This is a genomic window from Caldicellulosiruptor morganii, assembly GCF_026810225.1.
In the GTDB taxonomy this organism is placed as follows: Bacteria; Bacillota; Thermoanaerobacteria; order Caldicellulosiruptorales; family Caldicellulosiruptoraceae; genus Caldicellulosiruptor; species Caldicellulosiruptor morganii.
On sequence record NZ_CP113865.1, the window covers coordinates 2,155,262 to 2,176,978 of the forward strand.

The 21,717-nt window shown below is 31.9% G+C and carries 20 protein-coding genes and 1 pseudogene; all 21 read right to left on the reverse strand.

All coding sequences use genetic code 11. The features are described from left to right. Positions 1-86: 86 nt before the first annotated feature. Positions 87-404, reverse strand: a pseudogene (locus OTK00_RS10745) (ATP-binding protein); the annotation flags it as partial. Positions 405-638: 234 nt separating this feature from the next. Continuing rightward, the gene (locus tag OTK00_RS10750; protein ID WP_052670830.1) at positions 639-1,097 is read right to left on the reverse strand and encodes an integrase core domain-containing protein; all 459 of its coding nucleotides are present in this window, start codon (positions 1,095-1,097) and stop codon (positions 639-641) included. Positions 1,098-1,116: 19 nt separating this feature from the next. Further along, positions 1,117-1,236: a helix-turn-helix domain-containing protein gene (locus OTK00_RS10755; protein WP_157841005.1), complete on the reverse strand. Its 120-nt coding sequence runs from the start codon at positions 1,234-1,236 to the stop codon at positions 1,117-1,119. A gap of 82 nt (positions 1,237-1,318) precedes the next feature. Continuing rightward, on the reverse strand, positions 1,319-2,440 hold the full coding sequence (locus tag OTK00_RS10760; RefSeq protein ID WP_052670827.1) for a glycosyltransferase family 2 protein: 1,122 nt from the start codon (positions 2,438-2,440) through the stop codon (positions 1,319-1,321). Beyond that, entirely contained in the window at positions 2,431-3,915 is a 1,485-nt protein-coding gene (wzy, locus tag OTK00_RS10765; protein ID WP_045168832.1) for an O-antigen polysaccharide polymerase Wzy, read from the reverse strand. The genes OTK00_RS10760 and wzy overlap by 10 nt, the downstream gene beginning before the upstream one ends. A 164-nt stretch (positions 3,916-4,079) precedes the next feature. Next, positions 4,080-5,222, reverse strand: a complete 1,143-nt coding sequence (locus OTK00_RS10770) for a glycosyltransferase family 1 protein (protein ID WP_268760784.1) — start codon at positions 5,220-5,222, stop codon at positions 4,080-4,082. Positions 5,223-5,277: 55 nt separating this feature from the next. Further along, a complete protein-coding gene (locus OTK00_RS10775; RefSeq protein ID WP_045168830.1) occupies positions 5,278-6,447 on the reverse strand; it encodes a glycosyltransferase family 4 protein in 1,170 nt (389 codons plus the stop codon). A gap of 48 nt (positions 6,448-6,495) precedes the next feature. Next, positions 6,496-7,614: a glycosyltransferase family 4 protein gene (locus OTK00_RS10780; protein ID WP_045168829.1), complete on the reverse strand. Its 1,119-nt coding sequence runs from the start codon at positions 7,612-7,614 to the stop codon at positions 6,496-6,498. Beyond that, positions 7,607-8,755: a DegT/DnrJ/EryC1/StrS family aminotransferase gene (locus tag OTK00_RS10785; RefSeq protein WP_045170075.1), complete on the reverse strand. Its 1,149-nt coding sequence runs from the start codon at positions 8,753-8,755 to the stop codon at positions 7,607-7,609. Before OTK00_RS10785 ends, OTK00_RS10780 begins: the two co-directional genes overlap by 8 nt. A 10-nt stretch (positions 8,756-8,765) precedes the next feature. Continuing rightward, positions 8,766-9,407, reverse strand: coding sequence for an acetyltransferase (locus OTK00_RS10790; RefSeq protein ID WP_045168827.1), 642 nt, complete (start codon positions 9,405-9,407; stop codon positions 8,766-8,768). Beyond that, positions 9,404-10,042: a sugar transferase gene (locus OTK00_RS10795; protein WP_045168826.1), complete on the reverse strand. Its 639-nt coding sequence runs from the start codon at positions 10,040-10,042 to the stop codon at positions 9,404-9,406. The genes OTK00_RS10790 and OTK00_RS10795 overlap by 4 nt, the downstream gene beginning before the upstream one ends. Beyond that, complete coding sequence (locus tag OTK00_RS10800; protein ID WP_045168825.1) at positions 10,039-11,919, reverse strand: polysaccharide biosynthesis protein; 1,881 nt, start codon at positions 11,917-11,919, stop codon at positions 10,039-10,041. The genes OTK00_RS10795 and OTK00_RS10800 overlap by 4 nt, the downstream gene beginning before the upstream one ends. Before the next feature lie 167 nt (positions 11,920-12,086). Next, the gene (locus tag OTK00_RS10805) at positions 12,087-14,546 is read right to left on the reverse strand and encodes an S-layer homology domain-containing protein (RefSeq protein WP_052670823.1); all 2,460 of its coding nucleotides are present in this window, start codon (positions 14,544-14,546) and stop codon (positions 12,087-12,089) included. Positions 14,547-14,556: 10 nt separating this feature from the next. Then, on the reverse strand, positions 14,557-15,288 hold the full coding sequence (locus tag OTK00_RS10810; protein WP_108720981.1) for a tyrosine-protein phosphatase: 732 nt from the start codon (positions 15,286-15,288) through the stop codon (positions 14,557-14,559). Next, positions 15,272-16,048, reverse strand: a complete 777-nt coding sequence (locus OTK00_RS10815; RefSeq protein ID WP_045168823.1) for a CpsD/CapB family tyrosine-protein kinase — start codon at positions 16,046-16,048, stop codon at positions 15,272-15,274. The genes OTK00_RS10810 and OTK00_RS10815 overlap by 17 nt, the downstream gene beginning before the upstream one ends. Positions 16,049-16,051: 3 nt before the next feature. Then, on the reverse strand, positions 16,052-16,735 hold the full coding sequence (locus OTK00_RS10820) for a YveK family protein (RefSeq protein ID WP_045168822.1): 684 nt from the start codon (positions 16,733-16,735) through the stop codon (positions 16,052-16,054). Positions 16,736-16,936: 201 nt separating this feature from the next. Next, entirely contained in the window at positions 16,937-18,079 is a 1,143-nt protein-coding gene (locus OTK00_RS10825) for an O-antigen ligase family protein (RefSeq protein WP_157841004.1), read from the reverse strand. Positions 18,080-18,348: 269 nt separating this feature from the next. Continuing rightward, on the reverse strand, positions 18,349-19,449 hold the full coding sequence (locus tag OTK00_RS10830; RefSeq protein WP_268760785.1) for a glycosyltransferase: 1,101 nt from the start codon (positions 19,447-19,449) through the stop codon (positions 18,349-18,351). Positions 19,450-19,625: 176 nt separating this feature from the next. Then, on the reverse strand, positions 19,626-20,792 hold the full coding sequence (locus OTK00_RS10835) for a glycosyltransferase family 4 protein (RefSeq protein WP_045168819.1): 1,167 nt from the start codon (positions 20,790-20,792) through the stop codon (positions 19,626-19,628). Beyond that, entirely contained in the window at positions 20,789-20,917 is a 129-nt protein-coding gene (locus OTK00_RS10840; protein WP_268760786.1) for a hypothetical protein, read from the reverse strand. Before OTK00_RS10840 ends, OTK00_RS10835 begins: the two co-directional genes overlap by 4 nt. A 33-nt stretch (positions 20,918-20,950) precedes the next feature. Further along, positions 20,951-21,694: a WecB/TagA/CpsF family glycosyltransferase gene (locus OTK00_RS10845; protein ID WP_045168818.1), complete on the reverse strand. Its 744-nt coding sequence runs from the start codon at positions 21,692-21,694 to the stop codon at positions 20,951-20,953. Between the last annotated feature and the right edge of the window lie 23 nt (positions 21,695-21,717).

Below are 21,717 nucleotides of genomic sequence, written 5' to 3' on the forward strand. Positions count from 1 at the left end.
TATTTTTTCCCCACCTGTGCTCAAAAAAATTAATTTTCAGTACTTAACTGATTTTTGGAATCATCTGTTAAAGCTTTTATAACACCCTACCTTTGCTTCATTCTATAACTTTCACCTTTGATAACTACAAAATGACAGTGATGTACAAACCTATCTAATATTGCTGTAGCTAATACTGGGTCATAAAATATCCTTGTCCACTCTTCAAATACCTTGTTTGTAGTTATTATTATAGATCCTCTTTCATATCGCTTTGATATTATCTCATAAAAATCGTCTACACTGCTTTGGTTCAATTTCCTTAAGCCCAATTCGTCTAATATCAACAAGCCCACATTAACATAGTTTTTTAGCTTTTGTTGATATGAATCATCCGCTCTTGAAATATACAACTCTTCTAACGGATTAACCCCCGAAGTTTGGACAAAATCTCTCTAAATCTACGAATATCTTAAAATATCATTTTAAATTACATTATTATTAATTGGTTTTGCATACATTAACCGGTTGCCCCTTACATTGAGCATCGAAAGGCTATGTTCCGTTACCTTGAAGGCCACCATATAAGGCCAGCTAAAACCAAGGCTACCATGCCTGCCCTCAATGTAAAGGTTACGTTTTGCCTACATTACTATAGGCTATAGATATATAGCCATGCTTTCGATTTCCTTACCTTTATTTAGTTCATAAAATATTTCTGGTGCTTTATATTTTAAGCTGGAGTGAAGCCTTTTTGTATTGTAGCGCTTCATAAACCTTGCAACTTCAGCATAGGCATGTCCAAAACTACAAAACTCGTGGATCCCTAAGCATTCATCCTCAAAGATTCTGTGAAATGCTTCTATATGTGCATTTTTATTAGGAGTCCTGCAAGGAATTCTTTCAAGATATATATTTATTTCTTTGCAGCTTTCCTCAAAAAGGTTACTTGTAAACTGAGGTCCATTATCAGTTCTTATTACTGGTTTTACATCAGCACTAAAGAGCTCCCTTTTTAAAAGACAACGCTTCAAAAGTCTTACAGCATCTATGCTTTCGCACCTGTAGCCTATGTGATACCCTATTATTGATCTGTCAAAAACGTCAATTACAGACAATACAAAGAAAAACTTGTTTTCACCTTATTGTTGTTGGAGCAATGCCATGATTTCTTGCGACTAATGACATATTACCTGTTTCTTCAACTTCTTCTAAAATTTGTTGCTTTAATTCTTCTGAATGAGCTTTACCTTTCATCTTAGACTCCCCTTAAACTTGTTATTTTTATTTTACCTAAAAGTTCATAGATTGTCCAAAATGATTAAGGGGCTTAAGAGTTTTATCTAGTTAACTCAACTATATCCTTACTAAATCTACTAATAATATCTAATTTTAGTATCCAATAAATAAAAATTCGTAAATTCCACTTAAGCGGGTTAATAACCATTCCCATAATATATCCGTAAATAATTGGTATTATAAATCTCTTTTTATATAAATTTGATAATACCATTAAATTTATTCTACTATGTAAAAGTTTCTTATTTAATATTTTCCTAATTATTTGTTTAATTATTTTATCATTTGCTAAATCTAATAAAGCTTCCCTTCTTTCCTTCTTACTATTATACAAACCTTTTGAATATATATACTGTATGTTTCGCAAAATACATTTGCCTATTTCTGCATATAAATCATTTTGATATTCAATTGGATTAATACCAATTCGTTGCATATAGGAAATAGTATTATTAAGCTTTCTTAAGTAAACCTCATGATAATTCTTTATTGGTTTACGCATTGCACTATAGTTTAATAGGTAATAATTGTAAAAAGCACGTGGCACCAATACAATTTTATGGGCTGAAGGGAAAATTAATCTGTTAAATTCTAAATCTTCACCTTGTTTTAAGTCAACCGGAAATTCAGCACCAATTTCTTCAATAAGTGTCCTTCGATATAACTTATTACAAGGTGAATTCCCAATTACTGTATCTTTGCATAATAAAGGAATTATTTCCTTTTTTAATCTGTTATCGTTATATACTTCTAAGTTCTGTGTTATTTGTTTTATTACTCTTCCTCTTGCCGCATGATATATAATTCCGCTTATTACTATATCTGCATTATAATCTTTAGCAATCGCATAAAGAACACTATACATTTCTTTGTCAACCCAATCATCACTATCTACAAATGCAATATATTCTCCCTTTGCAATTTTTAATCCAATATTTCTAGCTATACTGACTCCCTGTCGAACTTTATTATGAATAACTAAAATTCTTTCATCTTTTTTAGCGTAAAAATCTGCTATCTCCCCTGACAAGTCACAAGAACCATCATTTATAAGAATTATTTGAATTTCCTTTAAATCCTGTTCTATTAAAGAAGTTATGCAACGTTCCAAATAACTTTGTGAATTATAAAATGGAACTATAATACTTACTTTTATTGGCACGTTTTCACCTTCTTCTGAACCTTTATATTATATCTATAACTTAATTTATCTTGGTAAAACTTCTTTATAATATAATAAGCTATTAAAGGAAAAATTATATTATATAATATCTCCCTAGGTATTGGATAATATGCATTGCGAACTGTCCATAACAGGTTAGGAATAAAACTATACAATAAAACTGAAACAAATGGATTTTTTATTTTATAAATATATGAAGAAAAAAATGCTATTAAAAAACCAATACCAATAAAAAACATCCAAGATAACCATCCAAAGTTATAAAATGCTTCTTCAATAATTGAACCACCAAATCTTACTCCAACAATATCGGAAATAATCATAGGTACATTTGCTTTTAGCATCGCCTGATTAGGGCTATTAACATTAAAATTAGGTACAATCATAAAAATCGAATATAAATAACTTATTCCTTTCCCATAAGGCAATATATAAGGTATTAGACAGATAGCCGCTGCTGTTGGGCCAATAGCTGTACCTAGTTCAGTTATAATTGATAAAATCGGATTTTCTTTAACTGCTTCAATAAAAAAGAATGAAATATTGGACACCCATTCTGTCAAGGGAAATTCTCTTACTAGACGTATTAAAACTAGTATACTTGATATTGGATAAAACAATATAATGCCAAATAAAAAAACCCTTTTTGAAATTGGTTTAATAAAATTATGCCAAACCCAAATCAAAGTTATAACTTGTAATAAAAGAAAACCTCTCGCACCCCAGAATATCTGTAAACCATAAAAGATCATTCCAAAAATAAAAATAGTTTTAGAAATACTAATTTGTTCCTTGTATGCAATCATCAAAGTTATTAAACCTATAAAGAAATATTGAGCTATTTTCTCATCAACAGATTCCAATCCATATCGAACATTGCTATAGACACCAATATATCCTCTAATACTAGCTAGTATAAAATTATTGTAAAAAAGTGACAAAGATGATTTAATTGAAATAATTACTAATAGCCACCCCATATACCGTAATATATTATAAATGTCGTTGTCATATACATTATTTCTCTTTTGCGCAAAATTTCGTGAAAATCCAAATAGATAGTAAACTAATACTCCTAAATGCATTCCCATTAAACAATATAAAGATAATATTGTTGCCTTTATAATAATACTACTGGAGTAGTAGTCGATCATTTCTAAAATTCTAGGATTGTCATAATGGAATACAACTCGTAACGTTAGTTGACCAAATAAACATATAAAGTACATTATTAAGTACATGACATATGGACTACCTAATTTTTTTTCAAAAATATACGCTGTTAAAAAACACCAGATAAAAACGATTATAGATATAAAATATGTAAAAAGCAAACTATTTCCCTGTAGATCTAAATTAGTTAAAATAAAAGAAACAAACACAAATAAAATAATATGTATTATCATAAGCACCAATAATTTATTATTTTTTACTCTTTTTGTGTCATATTTCAAAACTTATCCCCCATTTTTTTACTATATTTTCTCATAAGCAATCTATATTCTATATTATTTTTTATATAAGATTTTTATATAAAAATTTTAGTAACAAAGATATACTAAAAGTTAGTAACATTTATATAAAATTTTTTATTTTTTAAACATTAATAATAAAATTATCAATCCATATAAATCTTTTCGATCTCTTTAACAACTTCATCTACATCAAATTTTCTTTTTTTATAAGCTTCCCGTATTTTACTGAAATTTTTTAACTTAGTTCCCGCTCTTTTAACTATCTTATCTACCCATTCTTCAACCGGGGCATCCAAAGAAACAAATTCAATTAAATTTAAACCAAAATCCACTTCTCTACTAATCCTGTCTGACACAATACATGGTGTTCCAGCCGCTTGAGCTTCTACCAATACTACTGGTAGTCCCTCATAGAGAGATGGCATTATAAAGACATCAAACATATTCATAAGTTCAGGAATATCTTCTCTTATGCCAAGGAATTTAATATATTCATTTAATTCTTCTACCTTTACAATATTTTCAATATCCCTTCTTAATTCACCATCACCAACTAACACTAAAAAAATATTTAAAGAATTAGCTTTTACATATTTCATAAGTTGAACTAAAAATTTATGATTTTTTGGCTGAGAAAATCTCCCAACATGTCCTAATATAATTGATTCTATTGGCAAATTCAATAAGTGTTTTAATTCGATTGCATTTTTTTCAGACAACAATTCATATTTACTTAGATCAATTGCATTTTGAAATATAAATACATTTCCAGATTTCATTGAAGACGTCCCAAACAAGAAAGCTCCTGCTTCATTACTACAAGCAAGCATTTTGGTTGCAAAGATTCTTATCAAAACACGCATAATTCTAAAATATAACCTTCTCAGAATATTATTTGTACTCATATCACTAGTGGTATGGGAATGACAAATACGTTTACGTATACCTGCAAGAAATGCAGCAAATGCAACTATTCCTGAGTGAAATTGAGTGTGAGCATGTATTGCAATAAAAGGGCCGTATTTACGCATAACACGCATCATGTCATAAATATGCTTTATTATTCCTACACTCTTCGGGGGATCAATATGAATTATTCTCCCTCCTAAAGATCTAATTTCTTCGTCATAATGATGTTCTCCTCGTTTCATACACAAAAAATCGAATTGTATTTTGGTCCTGTCGATTTTTCTATAAAAATTCATTATCATTGTTTCCGCCCCACCACGATCCATACCACCTACAACATGTAATACACGCAACGGCTTAGGCTGCAAATCATCCACCTCTTTGCAAAACATATCTATTGCTTCTTATTTTTCAGAAAGTTTTTCTTCATATTTAAATCGAATAAGTAACAAATTCATTCAAAAATTTTTCTCTTCTTTCATCAAGTAATTCTTTTACATAATCTTTTGACTTTTCAAAATTCCTTATTGCTTGTTCTTTCATTAAATCTTTATCATTCACTAACTCTAATATCTTAAATGCAAGTCCTCTAAAATCCTTGGGTTTAATAACAAAATTATTATCTATAAGCTCAGGTATTCCCCCTACCCTTGTACCAATTGCAGGACAGCCTCTGCTCATTGCTTCAATTAAAGCACGTGGCAATCCTTCTTGTAAGCTGGGTATCAAAAATATATCAATGTTATCCAACCAGTCAAAAACAGGCTCTCCTGAAGGTACTACACCACAAAATGTAACTTTTTCTTTTATCCCAAGCCTTTCAGCAAAATACTCAAGTTTTTGTTTGCTTCCTCCTCCAAGACATAAAAGGCGAAAGTCAAATCCTTTGTTTTTCAATAATGCCAATGCTCTAAAAGCTGTTTCATGTCCTTTATATTTGATATCAAGATTACCTATAATCCCTAAGTTTATAGGTCTATCTTTCATACTTTCAATTCTTCTTAATCGCTTTTCTATTATGTCCTCAGAAAGTGAGGGTATCACCACATCTGAACAACTAAGTTTATAACCCTTAGTTGGATAACGTCTCTGAAGAAATTCATTAGAAACATAAATAACAAATTTTGATTTCAAAATCCAACGCCTGTACAAAAAAAACATAAAAGGTGCTATAATTTTTCCTTTTAGACTGTAATTCCATAAAGCATCCCATATACATCCCACAACCTCAACTAAACAAGCTTTTTTAAATTTTTTAGCTGCTTTTGCAGCCATTAGTCCTAAGGTACTCGTTCTAGCAATTACTCCATCACATTCTTTAACAATATTTTCTATTTCTTTTTGGACAAATTTTATATTAAATAAACCCCGTATCGAGTTTACATTTGGCATTCCTACGAATTTAATTTTATTTGAGGTTATTAAATTTAAATTTCTCACTTGATTTGAATCAATTCGCTCCACTCTTCCTATAACAATTAACTCATCACACAGCTTTGTATATCTTTCGAACACCTCATTATTAAAAGCACCTCCAGAATATAAATTCCCTTTCTCATCTAATTTAAACTTATTGTCATGAGCAAAAACAAGTTTTACCAAACTACCACTCCTTTTGTTTTTATATACCACAAATCTAATTAAACTTAATTATTTATATAGGTTATAAATTGTTTTCATGTGCTCACAAATTACTGATATAGAGAAGTTAGATATTTTCTCTAAATTCTTTTTGCCAATTATACTTCTCAAATCCTTATTATTATACATATTCTCTATTGCTTTATCAAAGCTAACAACACCCTTAATATCAATTAGTAAGCCATTTACACTATCTTCTATCAAATCTACATTCCCTCTAATTCTTGTTGCAATTACTGGTAACCCGCAAGCCATTGCTTCCATTAAAGCTCTTGGTAAACCTTCTTGTTTGGATGGAAAAACAAATACATCTGAAGCTTTGAGAATTTCTATGACATCCTTTCGATGCCCCAAAAATACAACATGATCTTCGATATTTAATTTTTGAGATAATCTCTTTAATTTCAACTCTAAAATACCTTTTCCTACAATTAAGTAATATATATTTTTACTTCGAATATCAATTTTTGAGAGAGCTTTAATTACTTGAGAGTGATTTTTTCTTGGTATTAATTCCCCCACACTTACCAATACAAATGCATTTTCTGGAATACCCAATTCTCTTCTCTTTTGAATTTTATCAACTTCTATCATTTTTATCCGCTCAACGTCTATACCTACTCCAGGGACATAAAACAATTTCCCATCTTTTGCGAGTTTAAATGTTTTGGCTCTTTCATAATCCTCTGAATTGATTGTTATTAGTCCATCTGTATACCTTGCTAAAAATTTTTCTATAGGGTAATACAACAGCCAATTAATAATTGGTGCTCCTTTGTAAAAATGAAACCCGTGAGCTGTATATAAAACTTTTGTTCCTCTTTTTCTTGCATTTATAGCTGCTAATCTTGCTAACACACCACCCATTGGTGTGTGGCAATGAACAAGATCATATTTATTCTCCTCAATTATTCTCTTCAATATGAAATATGCTCGTATATTGTTCAACCTATAAGGCGATCTTTCTATAGGAATATTAAACTTTTTATCACAATATGGTAAATCTAAATCTCCTTTAGCTGCAACATGAAGTTCCCATCCTTCTTCTTTTAGCATTTTAAAATAAGGTAAGTGAAATGCTTCAAAATGATAATCTACTGTAGCAACAAATAATATTTTTTTATTCATATCTGTCACCCTTAAAAATGCTCTTTATAAGAGAAATAATGACACTTTGTTCTTCTTCATTTAAATTCACTCCTGAAGGCAAACAAATCCCCTTTTCAAATAAAGTTTTTGATACATCAGTATCGTGTTCAAAATATCTAAATTTACTAAATATGGGTTGTAAATGCATCGGTTTCCACACCGGTCGCGATTCTATATTATTCTTTTCTAATCCATTAATAATTGCATCAGGTGTTACATTACAATTTTCGTCAATTGTCATCACAGAAAGCCAATAATTCGGCTCCCCTTCTTCAAAAATTGGCATCATTTGAATGGACAAATCTTTAAAAGCTTCTTTGTATCTGTAATAAATTTCTTTTTTTCTTTTAACTCGATATTCAATATCTTTTAACTGTGCCCTGCCTAATGTAGCACAGATATTCGACATTCTATAGTTATATCCTATCTCTTTGTGTTCATAATGCCTAACAGGTTCACGTGCTTGGGTTGCCCAAAACCTCATTTTCTTTATGGCATCCTCATCATTAGAAACTACCATCCCGCCACCAGAAGTTGTAATTATTTTATTTCCATTAAATGAAAATATTCCTATATATCCAAAAGACCCACACTTTCTGCCTTTATATGATGCACCTAAAGCTTCTGCAGCATCTTCAATTACAGGAACTTTATAATACTCACATATTGGTAATAATTTATCATAGTTTGCACTTTGACCATACAGATCTACAACTATAACCGCCTTGGGTAATTTACCTTCTTTCTTTGCCCAATAAAAAGCTTTCTCCAGTGCCTCTGGGGACATATTCCACGTTTCAGGCTCAGAGTCAATAAATACAGGAATGGCCTTTTCATATAAAATTGGAAAGCAGGTCCCTGCAAATGTCAATGTAGAACAAAAAACTAAATCGCCTTCTTTTACACCCACATATTTTAACGCCAAATGAATTGCAGCAGTCCCTGACGAAGTTGCCAATCCATATTTTACTCCTACGTATTCACAAATCTCTTTTTCAAATGCTTCAACATGTGGCCCCAACGGAGCTATCCATCCTGAGTCTAAAGCATCTAATATGTAACCTTTTTCGATTCCTGATAAATACGGTGGTGAAAGATAAATTCTATTTTCATTTTTCATTTTTTTCACCTTATCTTGTTTCATTAAGTTTAATGATCTTTTTTATTTCACCCGGTACACCGGCTATCATAACATTATCCGGAACATCTCTTATTACAGTTGAACCTGCTGCAATAATGCAATTTTTACCAATGTTTATATTGTTAATGATCGTTGCACCAATACACACCCATGTATTATCACCTATATTGACTGACCCACCAATCGTTACACCTGGTGATATATGAACTCCATCACCAATTTGACAATCATGGTCTATGCTTGCATTTGTATTTATTATACATGCTTTCCCTATTACAGTATTTGTATTAATTATACTTCCTGGCATTATCACAGTTCCTTTATTAATTTTAACATTATTGCTTATTATACTACTTGGGTGAATTAAAACAGGAATTTCATAATTCATTTCTTCCAAGTATTTAAACCACTCTACTCTCTTCATATTGTCACCTATAGAAACAAAAGCATGCGTAAACTCCTTTCTCAATTCCTTTATCTTATCCAATGTACCTATTACCTTGATACCATTAATTTCCTGTCCCACTTTATTATCATCAAGAAAATAAATGTCATCCCACTTTTTCATAAGTAGTGCTATTTCAGATACAACCTTCCCATGTCCACCAGCACCCAAAATTAATAACTTCATGTTGCTATTTTTTCTCCTTTTTTACTTGCCATTATTTCATCGAATCTTGGCATAGTAAGATAATCACTACTATTGACACCTTCCTTTTTAAGCACCTTAATTAAGGTAAGTAAAATAATTTTCAAGTCAAGCATAAAAGACATATTTTCTACATACCAAACATCATACTTAAATCTTTCTTCCCAACTCAGTAGATTTCTTCCATTTACTTGTGCCCAGCCAGTTATTCCTGGAAGTACTTTATGTCTTTTTAGCTGATATTCATCATAATACTCAAGATATTCAACTAATAGAGGTCGAGGGCCAACAAAACTCATTTCTCCTTTAATTATATTAAAAAGTTGCGGTAGCTCATCAAGTGAGAATAATCTCAAAAATCTTCCCAATCTTGTCATCCTTTCAAAATCAGAAAGTTGTCTGCCATCTCTGTTAGTTTCTACTATCATCGTTCTGAATTTATATATCGTAAATACTTTATTGTCTTTTCCCACTCTCTTTTGTTTATATAGAATAGGCCCTTTTGAATCAACTTTTATCAAAAGAGCAATAATTAACATTATAGGTAAGCATATTATTAAAAGAATAAAGGCAGCTATCAAATCCAGAACACGTTTTACAGTGGGATAGAAAATCATATTTCCCCTTTCTCCTCCATAACAGTAATTAGAGGTTGTTCAAATTCTTCAATAAGAGCTTTTAAATAAGTTTTAATTTCCTCCGAATTTAATACTTCAATTTTATCTTTAAGGAAAAACAAATTGCTCAATATGTCTTCCTTTTGGCTTAAAACATTGTGATTTACTTTTTCAATCCATATCTTATCATTCTTAGTAGCCACACAATTTTCCTTATCAATCAAAAGCTCTTCATATAACTTCTCCCCTGGGCGAAGCCCAGTGATTTCAATTTTAATATCTTTATCCGGTTCATAGCCATAAATTCTTATCAAATCTCTTGCTAAGTCAATTATCCTAACAGGTTCTCCCATATCCAGTACAAAAACCTCGCCACCTTTTGCAAAAGCTGCAGCTTGCAGTACAAGCTGCACAGCTTCATTAATGGTCATAAAATACCTTCTTACTTCTTCATGAGTAACTGTAACAGGACCACCTTTTTCTATTTGCTTTATAAATAAAGGCACAACACTGCCATTGCTTCCCAATACATTGCCAAATCTGACAATTGAAAATTCAGTTTTGCTCTTTGCATTAAAAGCCTGAACAAGCAGTTCACAAATTCTTTTTGTCATGCCCATTACACTTGTAGGATTTACTGCTTTGTCTGTTGAAATCATAATAAACTTCTGCACATTGTATTTTTCTGATACTTCTATCAAATTGAGTGTTCCAAATATATTGTTTTTAACTGCTTCTTGAGGATTCTCTTCCATAAGTGGAACATGTTTATGTGCAGCAGCGTGAAAAACAACCTCTGGTCTATATTTGTTAAATATGCTTTCCAATCTACTGACATCCCTTATGCTTCCAATTAGAAACCTGCATTTAGAAATATATGGGGTACTTCTCAGTTCTTGCTGTAACTCATACAATGTATTTTCGTATATATCCAAACATACAACCTCAGCCGGTTCAAACCTTAAAACCTGCCGAACAATTTCTGAACCAATAGAACCCCCCGCTCCTGTTACAATCACTCTCTTATTCACTAAAAATTCAGTTACATCTTCTAAATCAATCTTTATTTGCTCTCTCTTTAGTAAGTCCTCTAAATTTATCTTTCTTATGTTTCTTGCATTTAACACCTGTGGATTCCGCAATATCTCATATATTCCCGGAATAGTTCTAAGCTCTACTTTTGCTTGATTGCAAAGTTCCAAAACATGTCTCAGTAAATTAGAAGGTGCTGAAGGAATAGCATAAATTATCAGATCAACACTCTTTTCTTCAACAGCATATGGCAAATCTTCTATATTACCCAGAACAACTACACCGTTTATGTATCTTCTATGCTTGCTTTTATCGTCATCAAGAAAAGCAACCGGTTTTATCCCCATTTCAGGATGTTTTTTTATTTCATCCAAAATTAACTGCCCTGCTGATCCCGCTCCAACAATTATTGCTCTCCTCTGTTTCTGACTTTTTACACCTTTTGTTATGCCAATTTTTCGATTTGCATACATGTACACAATTCTAATCCCTGATAAAAAGATTGACGTTAACACAAATGTAAGAATTGATATACTACGGGGAATACTCATCTGGAAAATATAACATATAAAAGTTGCAAAACTGCAACCAATCAAGATTGAAAACAGCAACTTTATAAGTTCATCAGCTGTTGCGTATTTCCATATTATGTGATATCCCTTAAATAGCCAAATCGAAACGGTAATTGATATCACAAAAAACAATGTGGTAATTAAAATATTTCTGTAATATGTATAATCGATTTTAAAATCAAATCTAATCAAATATGAAGAAAAATACGAAAAGGCAATTAAAATAGCATCAAATAGCACAAGAGCACTGGTCTTTTTATTAAAGTAAAACATTACTCAATACACCTTCTCTGTTTTTTTATAGCAGAATCTCAGTACTTACTATACAATTTTTATATATATACCAAGTCTAATTTTTAGTATTTTACAATAATCTTATTATATCCATCCCAATTTTAAACCTCCAAAATTACCCACCCAATAGAAATATTAATTTCAGTTTACTTAAACATAGCACGAAGTAAAACTGTCACAACCTCCGCCCTTGTTGCATTTGCCTTTGGCACAAAAGCATTTTGTCCTCTTCCTTCCATAATGCCATTTTTAACAGCTATCTCAACATACTCTTTTGCCCAGTTAGCTATTTCATTTTTATCTCTGAAATCATGTTTATCGCTGTCAGAAACAAGTTTTTTCCCCGTTTTTAAAAGAGAAATTGATATAACTTTGGCAATCTCTTCTCTTGTAACTGGTTCATTTGGTGCAAACCTCTTTTCACTTTTCCCATTTATTATCCCTAAATTATAAAGTGTAGTAACATAGGGATAGAACCAGTCTGTTTGTTGTACATCCTCAAATTTTGCAGTGTTCTGAGATATTATATCAAATTGAAAAGCCTTTACAACCATTTTGGCAAATTCTGCCCTTGTCACCAATTTGTTTGGTCGGAAGGTTTTGTCCGGATAACCCTCACATATTCCTTTGGCACAAGCTGCCTGAATGCTTTCATAAAACCACGCCTTCAAATCCAAATCTGAGTAAGTTTTTCTAAAAACAGTCGCATAATATGCACCATTAAAAGCTTTTTCAATAAACAAACTGCTTATTGTTGATATATATATGCTCGGAACAATTTCATTTTGGTTCTCAGATATTCTATAAACAGCAACAGACAAATTATCTGATGCTTTATCAGAAATTTTAAGTATTAACGTTACAGGTTTATTCAAAGTCTTGTGCTGACTATCACCTGTAGTTATACTTACATAAATCGCTGGAGATAAAGCATCAGAAACCTGCTTTTGAGCTATATTTATTGCCAATTGTTTAGAAGGTAAATCTGTAACCGAAAAAATAATTGTGGCATCTTGAGTAGCCAACAATATGTTTTTAATTTTATTTTCGTTTTTTATTTTTTCTATTGCTTCTTTTTCAAAGATGACAACAGCATTTTTGTTTTTAGTTGTAACATTTAGAGAAAGAACATAATTAACGTTATTTAGAACTTTTCTTAAAACTTGATTTGAAATAGACTGCATAGCCAGAGCAATTCTCTCTGTTTTTGAAATCACTACAGGTATATCATTTTCATCAATCTTAAATATTACATTCGCCGACTCTTCTGTCTTTTTTGGCACTAATGCAACTGCCTCATAAGCCTTAACAAACAACCCCGTTATTTCAAACTTCAGTTCTTCGAGCAGGTGCTGTTTCTCCACATTTGAAATTGATTGTTTCTGGATATTTAAAGCAACCTGATCTGCAGCCTTTATTAGACTTTTCATAATAGAATCTTTATCAGACTCATTTAAAACCTTATGCAAAACTAAAGCTACCTTTTTCGTAACATTTTCAAAGATCAATACTTCTTTATTTATATCTCTTTCAGATGCTAAAACCGAAGGCAAAACATTAAGAATTTCAGGTATTTGACCAAACTTTTCTTGATTAATTATTTGTTCAAGGCGTTCTGTAAAATCTGCTATCGTTGCAAAACTGGGTTGTTGGACGTTTTGAGGATTCTGAGTTTGTCGGGAATCTTGGACCGGCAAAGTACCATCCGGTATCCCTGCACTACTGCTGTTTGTGCCATTTTCGGAGGATATTGGCTGTATCTGCTGTGCACTTTGATTAGGCTGAACCTGCTGAAGTGCCCCATCAGTTTTGCTATTTTTTTCATCTATACTGCTCGCATTTGAGTTGGTGCTTGTAGAAGGAACCACAAGCAAAAAACCATACGCTTCCAATAAGGCTCTTGCCCCTTTTTTTTCATCCAGTGTTCTAGATGCATTAATGTTTGTGACAAATGTTACAAAAGCAGCAGTTATTAAATCTTTAATTTTTTGTGAGTCAATAGAACCCCCCAGAACTGTACTTGCAATACCAATTAAATTATCCAAACCTGTCTGATTAATATAAAAAGTAAATGTCGATTCATCAAGCTTTGTCGTTTTTAACTGGTTACTTGCTCTCATCAAACTTATTAACATATTCATTTTGCTCAGCTGTGATTCAGCCTGTTTAATATCACCAACCAACGCCACATATTTATTTGCAAAATCAATGGCTGCATTATCTAATATCTTACTGTCATTTGATGTCACAAGATTTACAAGCCAAAATTGATTTGAACCATCCTGATAATTGAACACCCACTCAAACAAATAACTTAGCGCCTTTGTATTTAATCCTAAACTAGAAAGCTGACTAAACAAATCTGTAAGAAGCACCTTACCACTACCATTAATAAATTTACCAATCTGTTCAGCTGTTTGTGAAGGTGAATCTGTTTTTTTAGCATAATCCACCATGTACTGCAAAAGATTTTTAGCAGCATCAATACAACCTTGATTTGCTATTTGGGAACTTGAATCCCCGAAAGCAATTATATTGCATAACATAACTGCTATAGCTATTTGTAAACTAATTATTTTTTTTATTGATTTTTTAAAACCATGCATAACAGAGGTTTTACCTCCTCAAAGTTTTTTTAAATATCATTTTAATGAAATTGTCTTTCTTGAAAGCGACAGATTTTACTGTGGTTATATCCCCAATTACCGCCTGCTGGTTTTGCAACAAAAGAACATCAACCTGCTCTTTAGAACCATATTTGCCAATCAAATATCTTTTTGCATCACTAACATAAAATCTTCTTTTTTGGCTATCATGTGCATCAGAAGCTAAAAAATGACATAAACCCTTTTCCATCAGTTGGATAGCAAACTTCTGGACTTCTCTTCCAAATATCCCGAGAATACTTCCGCATGTAATTTGAAAATAAATACCCATTTCGCTGAGCTTATAAAGCTTCTCCATGTCTTTTATAGCAAAAGATCTTTCAGGGTGAGCAACAATAACCTCATACCCGGCAACTCTAAGCTCATAAATTTGATTAAATATATAGTCACCAAGAAAACCATGTTTAATTTCTATCAATACATATTCAGAACCGGCCAATGTAGTAAGCTTTCCCTTCTCCAAGAGTGCATCATGAATACTATATTCACAGCCTTTGTGAAGAATAATCCCTTTATTGCTGGCAATTTTTTTTATTTCTTCAAACCTGCTTTCATATAAATTTTTTAGCCTCGCTGAGTAATGAGGTGTTACTATAATCTCTTTTATCCCTTCTTCTTGAGCAAGTTCAAGCATTTTCTCTGCTTCATCTATTGTTTGTGGACCATCATCCACGTTCACCATCAGATGGCAGTGTATATCTATCATTTTTTCTTCTCCTACTGGCTTTTTTCTTTTTTACTTTTTCATCATTTTCGTCGTAATAATAGTAATAGTAATAATAATAGTAGTAATAATATCCCGAAGCCTTTCTTTTTACTTTGTTTAGAACAACTCCTAAAATGTTTGCATTTACCTTCTGAAGGTTTTCCTTTGCCTGCTGAATTGCCTCAATTTGCACCTCTCCTGCAGCTGCAACCAATATTACCCCATCCACAATTCTTCCTACTATAGCAGCATCGGTTAAACTACCACACGGCGGTGTATCAATAATTATATAATCATAATTCTGACAGCATGTGTTTATGAAGTTTTCAAATTTTTTTGAACCAAGCAACTCGGCTGGATTGGGTGGAATTGGACCTGATGTTATAATATCCAATCCCTCTACACCGTTTTTCAAAACAATATCTTCAAATTTTTTATTTTCGACAAGTAAATTGGTTAAACCCATTTTGTTATTAATACCAAAAACTTTATGTACGCTGGGTCGCCTCAAGTCAGCATCTATTATAAGAACTTTGCTACCAGCTTGTGCCATCACAACCGCCAGGTTTGCAGAAGTAATTGTTTTTCCTTCCGAAGGACCTGTACTGGTAACAACTATGGTTTTTATTGGCTTGTCCAAGCTTGAATACTGAATGTTTGTCCTCAGCATCCTATAGCTTTCAGTAATAGGTGACCGAGGTTCGTGCAGGGCAATAACTTCTTTTACAACATTCATCTACTATTTTCCTCCTTCATTCATATCTGTTATAATAGCCAATACAGGAAGCTCCAGGTATTTCTCTACATCATCAGGTGTTTTAATGGTATTATCCATGTATTCAACAAAAAATGCTATACCTACTCCACCCATCAAACCTATTACAAAAGCTACCACTGTGTTCAGGAGCTTTTTGGGCTTCTCCGGTTTTTTGGGGATTACAGCATTATCAACAATTTGCACATTTTCAATTTTCATGATTCTCTGTACCGCCTCTATAAAAACTTCTGCCAGCTTATTTGCAATAGTTGCGGCCATCTTTGGATCTCTGCTTTCAATACTTATCATAAGTATCCGGGTATCATTTTTAAGCTGCACAGAAACCATGCTGCCAAGCTCTTCAGTTGTCATATTTAAATTCAGCTCTTTTATCACTTTTTCTAAAACATTTCGGCTTACAGCTATCTCTCTGTAATCTTTTACAAGTTGCTGACCTAACAGAACATCACTGTACAGAGTTTGGATGGTGTCCTTATTTCCGTCACTATTTGTAGATCGCCCCGCAAAGAGTGTAACACTTGCCTTATAAATCGGAGGAAGAACATAAAAACTCAATAAAAGTGCAATTAAAGTTGAAATCAAGGTAGTTGAAATTATTAAGGGAAGCCTTTTTCTAATAATTAATACATACTCTTTTATTTCCATACCTGCATCCTCTCCTATTTTTATTGTATTTTTCCTTTGGTTAAATAGACATATTCATGCTTCATGCTAATAGTTTCGCTACATACATAATTATACTATTAAAAAAGTGCATTTTTCAACAACTTCAGAAAACTTTTTTATCCTTTGTTTTATTATTAAAAATCAAATGGTTAAAAATAGAATAAATCAGATGTGAGTAACTCACTGATAATTTTGTCTGGTTTTTAAATTAAAAAATTCGCTTTTAATGTCAATACCATCTTCGGATGTCTTTTTCAATATATATGTTAGTAAATACATTAATATTGTTAATAACTGTAAATTAAAGCTGATTGTTGTCAGGTTTGCTTCTGTCAAACCCCGAACAGAAAAATAAGTAAAATACAATAACGCCATCAATGTTTCAATTTCGTACTTTTCTCTGAAATAAAATATACAGGTTAACAGTTTTTTAATGTATGTTATAAAAACAAATAAATATAAACTCAAACCAATAGCTCCAAAATTAAATATAACATTTAAAAAATCATTATGAGCGCTTCCAATTCTCACCGCTGCTACCTGTGGTCCAACTTCTCTGAAAGCCAAAAATCCATATCCCATAAGTAATCTTTCCTTTATCATATAAAGTGTATATTGCCAGATTATTGTCCTACCCGTTAACGTAGAAATTAATCTTTGATTTTCAATATAATCAGTTATATAATCACCAATAAAATACCTGTACACAATGTAAAAAACCCCAGTGAAAAATAAAATGAGAAATAACTTTGTTTTAAAGGTAAGTCTGCTGAATAAAATAAGCACCAACATTGTTACCGTAAAAGCTATAATTGCAGTCTTACTGATGGTCAAAAACAAGCAAACCATTAAAAAACTCAGCACAACTACATCTACTACTCTAAACCCTTTGTAACGGTATCTATACTCATACATGCAAACTACACTACCAATTAAAGACATCGATAGTAAATTCCCCAGAACATTGGGATGCAAAAATTCATCATTGCCAAGCCTGCCCACACTGTTGAACCCATTGAAGAGAGCAATTATAGCCAGTATTACGCCACCCACAATTATGCCCTTCAGAGTATGCTCTAAAACTTTTTCTATCTCAAAGGTTTTTAAAAAAAATAAAATTGTAAAAACATCCGCCATGGAAGTTAGCCAGTATACAAATGCTGAAAAAAAGTTTGCTGCTGTCCATAAAATAGATAGAAACATCCATCCCAAAAATAAAATTAAAACAAACGGTATATTACTCAGTTTCATGTAATTTCTATCCAGTGGTCTTATTCTTGAAAAATATATGATAACTATGCACAGATATACTATTTTAACCATTAAGATAGTTAATGTGCCTATTTGAGGATCTTTCCTAAAAAAAAGCAGATGTATTGAATGCAAAAAGTAAAATATTATCCAGTAAAAAGAAATCAAACTATATCCTTTTGATGTATTAACACTTATATTATTCATTTTATAGATCATATTTCCATTTCACCCAAACTTTCGTAAATTTGTGCAAATTTATACTGTCTGGACATGTAATAGCCCACCGACTTTCAAAAGCTGCCTCAATCCAATCGGGTGGTTTTCGAAACAACCGGCAGCTATTCCATTACTCTCGACAATACATTGCCAAAAACTTTAACAGTATTATTTTCAGCAAATTTTTTACATCCCATTTTCAACAATTCGTATATACTTTTTTCTTTCATAATTGTCTCCAGGCAACTTCTCAAACTATTAAAATTACCATAATCAAATGTTAAGCCAATGTTATTAGTCTTTACTCTGTATCCAATCAATCCGTGAGAAGTAGTGATTACAGGAACCCCTGTAGCGCACGCTCTTACCAAAACACCGCTTGAAAAACCAAACTCTTTTGAATACGGAAGCAAAATAACATCTGCCACAGCAAAAGAGTATGCTATTTCATCCTCGCTTAAAAACCTATCAATATATATAATCCTTTCCGGATATTTACCTACAATATTTCGCAATGTATTCTCTTCTATCTGGTTTTCTATTTTCCCGCTAATAAAAACAACAATATTTCTATTTATTTGTAAAATATCCTCCAAATGTAATAAAATAAACGAAAAACCTTTACGTTTGTTCTGCCTTCCAATCAATGATATTACAAATTTATCATCCCCTATGTTGTATCTTTTTCTGGCACTGGCTCTTAAATTACCTGAATAAGGACCCTCCCAGGGATCAGGCAAAATATAAAACCCCTTCTTAACACAAGCAGGTAATTCCCGCACCCGTTCATCAAATACCAATATCTTAAATTTTCTTGCAATCAGGTACTTTAATAAAGTAATCACGGTAAACTGCTTTATCTTCTCTAATGTGTTAGTGCCGGTGTAAAGAATTCTATATCTTATCCCAAAATACCTAATGCCTTTTTTTCTGAGCAGAAAAAATTCGTGTAACATAACAAAAGGCAAAAAATAATCATCCAAAGCCATAAAAATCACATCAATCTTTGCATTATCTTGCATCCTTAGTTTGTTAATTAAATCTCTTAAAGTTTTAAACACTGCTTTCATCTCTTTTATTGTGAGTTTTTTAAGCCAGGCGTTTTTCAAATCTAAACTTTCAATTGCAACTACGGTGTATTTGGCTTCTGTCCTGGCTGAAAATTCCTTAAAGTGGTCTGTAAAATAATCTTTCCTTGTTATTATATAAATTTCATCATACATGTTTTTTAAAGAATTTAAGGTGTAAAAGAGTATTTGTAATCTACTGCCTCTAAAAATCGGCTCTAAAAGTATCAGGTATTTCAAAATCATATCGCCTCTTTTCAAATTGTTTTTTACCTTTTCTTACAAGTTGAAAAAACAACTTTAATTCATTCTTTAAAATATTTGTTCATAATTTATTTAAGAACCTCTGTATATATCTTTTCTATTATATCCCAATTTTTTGTGCTTATATATCTATCTTCAATATACACCTTGTTTCCCTCACTCTCTTCCATACCATTCTTTTCCAGGTTATCTAAAACTTTTAATATCACGTCAGGCAAATTCTGTTCAGAGAAATCAAATAAGTATCCGTTCACACCCTCTTTAACAATCTCAGATACTCCGCCTAAATTATTTGCTAAAACAGGAGTTCCAACGCTGAATGCTTCCAGAATAGTCATTGGAAATCCTTCAAACCAGATGCTTGGAAATATCAGTAATTTTGCTTTGCTTATTAGCTCCAATACTTTGTCTCTCTTCTGTGCTCCCAAATATTTTATATTGTTTAACCTGTTTTTTTCTATGAAATTTATAACATCCTGCCTTAAAGGACCATCTCCAACAACCAAAAGTGTTATTTTTCTCTCAATTTGCTTCATAGCTTCTAATAACAGCATTATCCCTTTTTCATATGAAAGTCTGCCAACAAAAATTATATAATTTTCTTTGGTGCAGACCGGATTTATCTCATCCACAAATATAAAGTTGGGTTTAACTGCTATTTTACTGTAAGGAATACCAAATTTTATAAATAAATCGCGCGCAAAGCTTGTCAATGCAATAAGTTTATCAACATAATCAAATACATTTTTCTTATAATTAATCATATTTGCCAAGGCAATAGCAATATTTCTAATCCAGTTATTTGAACAAATTGTATAAAATGTTGCACCAATTCCTTTGTCCAAACATTTAGTACATATTTTCTTCTTTTTGTAGTCAAAAAAAGTTGCATTGGCACAAATTAAACGATAGTTATGTAACGTTTGAATTACCTTTGCTCCACTTTCTTGGGCAGCAATATATACTGAAGGTGAAATGTAAGGAAAAATATTGTGGCAATGCACTATATTAATCTTTTTCTCTTTTACAACCTCTCGGACCTCATTGTATGTTTTCCTGTTAAAGATCATATTTTTAGTTAATAATGGCAAATCAAAAAAACTTATTTCTGAATTATGATACGTATATTCAAAAACTTCAATCCCATTTTGAATAAGTAGCTTTCTTTCCTGCTCGAATACTCTATCTTCGCCTCCATACTGTCGATAAAATGAATGAACAAGTAAAACTCTCATTTTTTCTCTTCCTCTTTAGATAATTTACCTTTAATTGCTTTTTTGTTAAAAACATAAAAACATGCTTCCTCCCAAAGTTCCATTTCACTTTCAGCATGTAAACATTTTATTAACAATTCCCTCAATTTTCCTTCCCTTAGAAAAAGTTCACTTTCAATTTACTTTGCTATCTGGTTGTGTAACATTAAACAAATAAATTTAAAATTTGTATACAAATATCTCCTCCATAACCTTCGTGGCTCCTGGATTAATCTGTACAGCCACTCAAAACCCAGCCTTTGCAACCATTGAGGTGCCTGCTTTACTTTACCTGCATGAAAGGAAAAAGCAGCACCCACGCCCAGCATAACTGCGTTTATTCTACCTTTGTTTTTTATAATCCACTTTTCCTGTTTGGGACAACCCAATGCAACAAAAAGAATCTGAACTTTACTTTCATTTATATTTTTCACAATATTCTTTTCTTCTTCCTTTGTTAGTTCTCTGAAAGGAGGAGCAAATGAATACACTATGTTCAATGCTGGAAATTTCATCTTCAATTTACTTATCAAGCTATGCAATGTGTCGCTGTCACTCCCGTATAACCCTATGTTGTACTGTTTTTTTTCTGCCAACTCGCAAATCTCCAGCATCATTTCCGGACCATATACTCTTTCTTGATACACCTCACCGTTTTTTCTCAGCCACCAAACCAGAGGCATTCCATCCGGGCAAACAACATCAGCATAATTATTCAGAAGCTGCTGAAATTGATTGTTCTTGTAACTTTCTATGTTCATGTGCACATTTGCAAAACAAATCACCCTGCTTTCCCTTTTTTCTGCCCATTTGGATACAATTTCAAGCAATTCATTCTTTGAAATTGAATGAAGTTTCATATTGTTGATATAATATGTTTTCATTTCCACACCACCTAAGGCAAAAG

What these genes read in the sequence shown, in the direction of transcription:
- OTK00_RS10755 (WP_157841005.1), bottom strand. Translation starts at nt 1,236, where the DNA reads ATGAAAGGTAAAGCTCATTCAGAAGAATTAAAGCAACAAATTTTAGAA.
- OTK00_RS10780 (WP_045168829.1), bottom strand. Translation starts at nt 7,614, where the DNA reads ATGAATAAAAAAATATTATTTGTTGCTACAGTAGATTATCATTTTGAA.
- OTK00_RS10785 (WP_045170075.1), bottom strand. Translation starts at nt 8,755, where the DNA reads ATGAAAAATGAAAATAGAATTTATCTTTCACCACCGTATTTATCAGGA.
- OTK00_RS10790 (WP_045168827.1), bottom strand. Translation starts at nt 9,407, where the DNA reads ATGAAGTTATTAATTTTGGGTGCTGGTGGACATGGGAAGGTTGTATCT.
- OTK00_RS10795 (WP_045168826.1), bottom strand. Translation starts at nt 10,042, where the DNA reads ATGATTTTCTATCCCACTGTAAAACGTGTTCTGGATTTGATAGCTGCC.
- OTK00_RS10800 (WP_045168825.1), bottom strand. Translation starts at nt 11,919, where the DNA reads ATGTTTTACTTTAATAAAAAGACCAGTGCTCTTGTGCTATTTGATGCT.
- OTK00_RS10805 (WP_052670823.1), bottom strand. Translation starts at nt 14,546, where the DNA reads ATGCATGGTTTTAAAAAATCAATAAAAAAAATAATTAGTTTACAAATA.
- OTK00_RS10810 (WP_108720981.1), bottom strand. Translation starts at nt 15,288, where the DNA reads ATGGTGAACGTGGATGATGGTCCACAAACAATAGATGAAGCAGAGAAA.
- OTK00_RS10815 (WP_045168823.1), bottom strand. Translation starts at nt 16,048, where the DNA reads ATGAATGTTGTAAAAGAAGTTATTGCCCTGCACGAACCTCGGTCACCT.
- OTK00_RS10820 (WP_045168822.1), bottom strand. Translation starts at nt 16,735, where the DNA reads ATGGAAATAAAAGAGTATGTATTAATTATTAGAAAAAGGCTTCCCTTA.
- OTK00_RS10825 (WP_157841004.1), bottom strand. Translation starts at nt 18,079, where the DNA reads ATGGTTAAAATAGTATATCTGTGCATAGTTATCATATATTTTTCAAGA.
- OTK00_RS10830 (WP_268760785.1), bottom strand. Translation starts at nt 19,449, where the DNA reads ATGTATGATGAAATTTATATAATAACAAGGAAAGATTATTTTACAGAC.
- OTK00_RS10835 (WP_045168819.1), bottom strand. Translation starts at nt 20,792, where the DNA reads ATGAGAGTTTTACTTGTTCATTCATTTTATCGACAGTATGGAGGCGAA.
- OTK00_RS10845 (WP_045168818.1), bottom strand. Translation starts at nt 21,694, where the DNA reads ATGAAAACATATTATATCAACAATATGAAACTTCATTCAATTTCAAAG.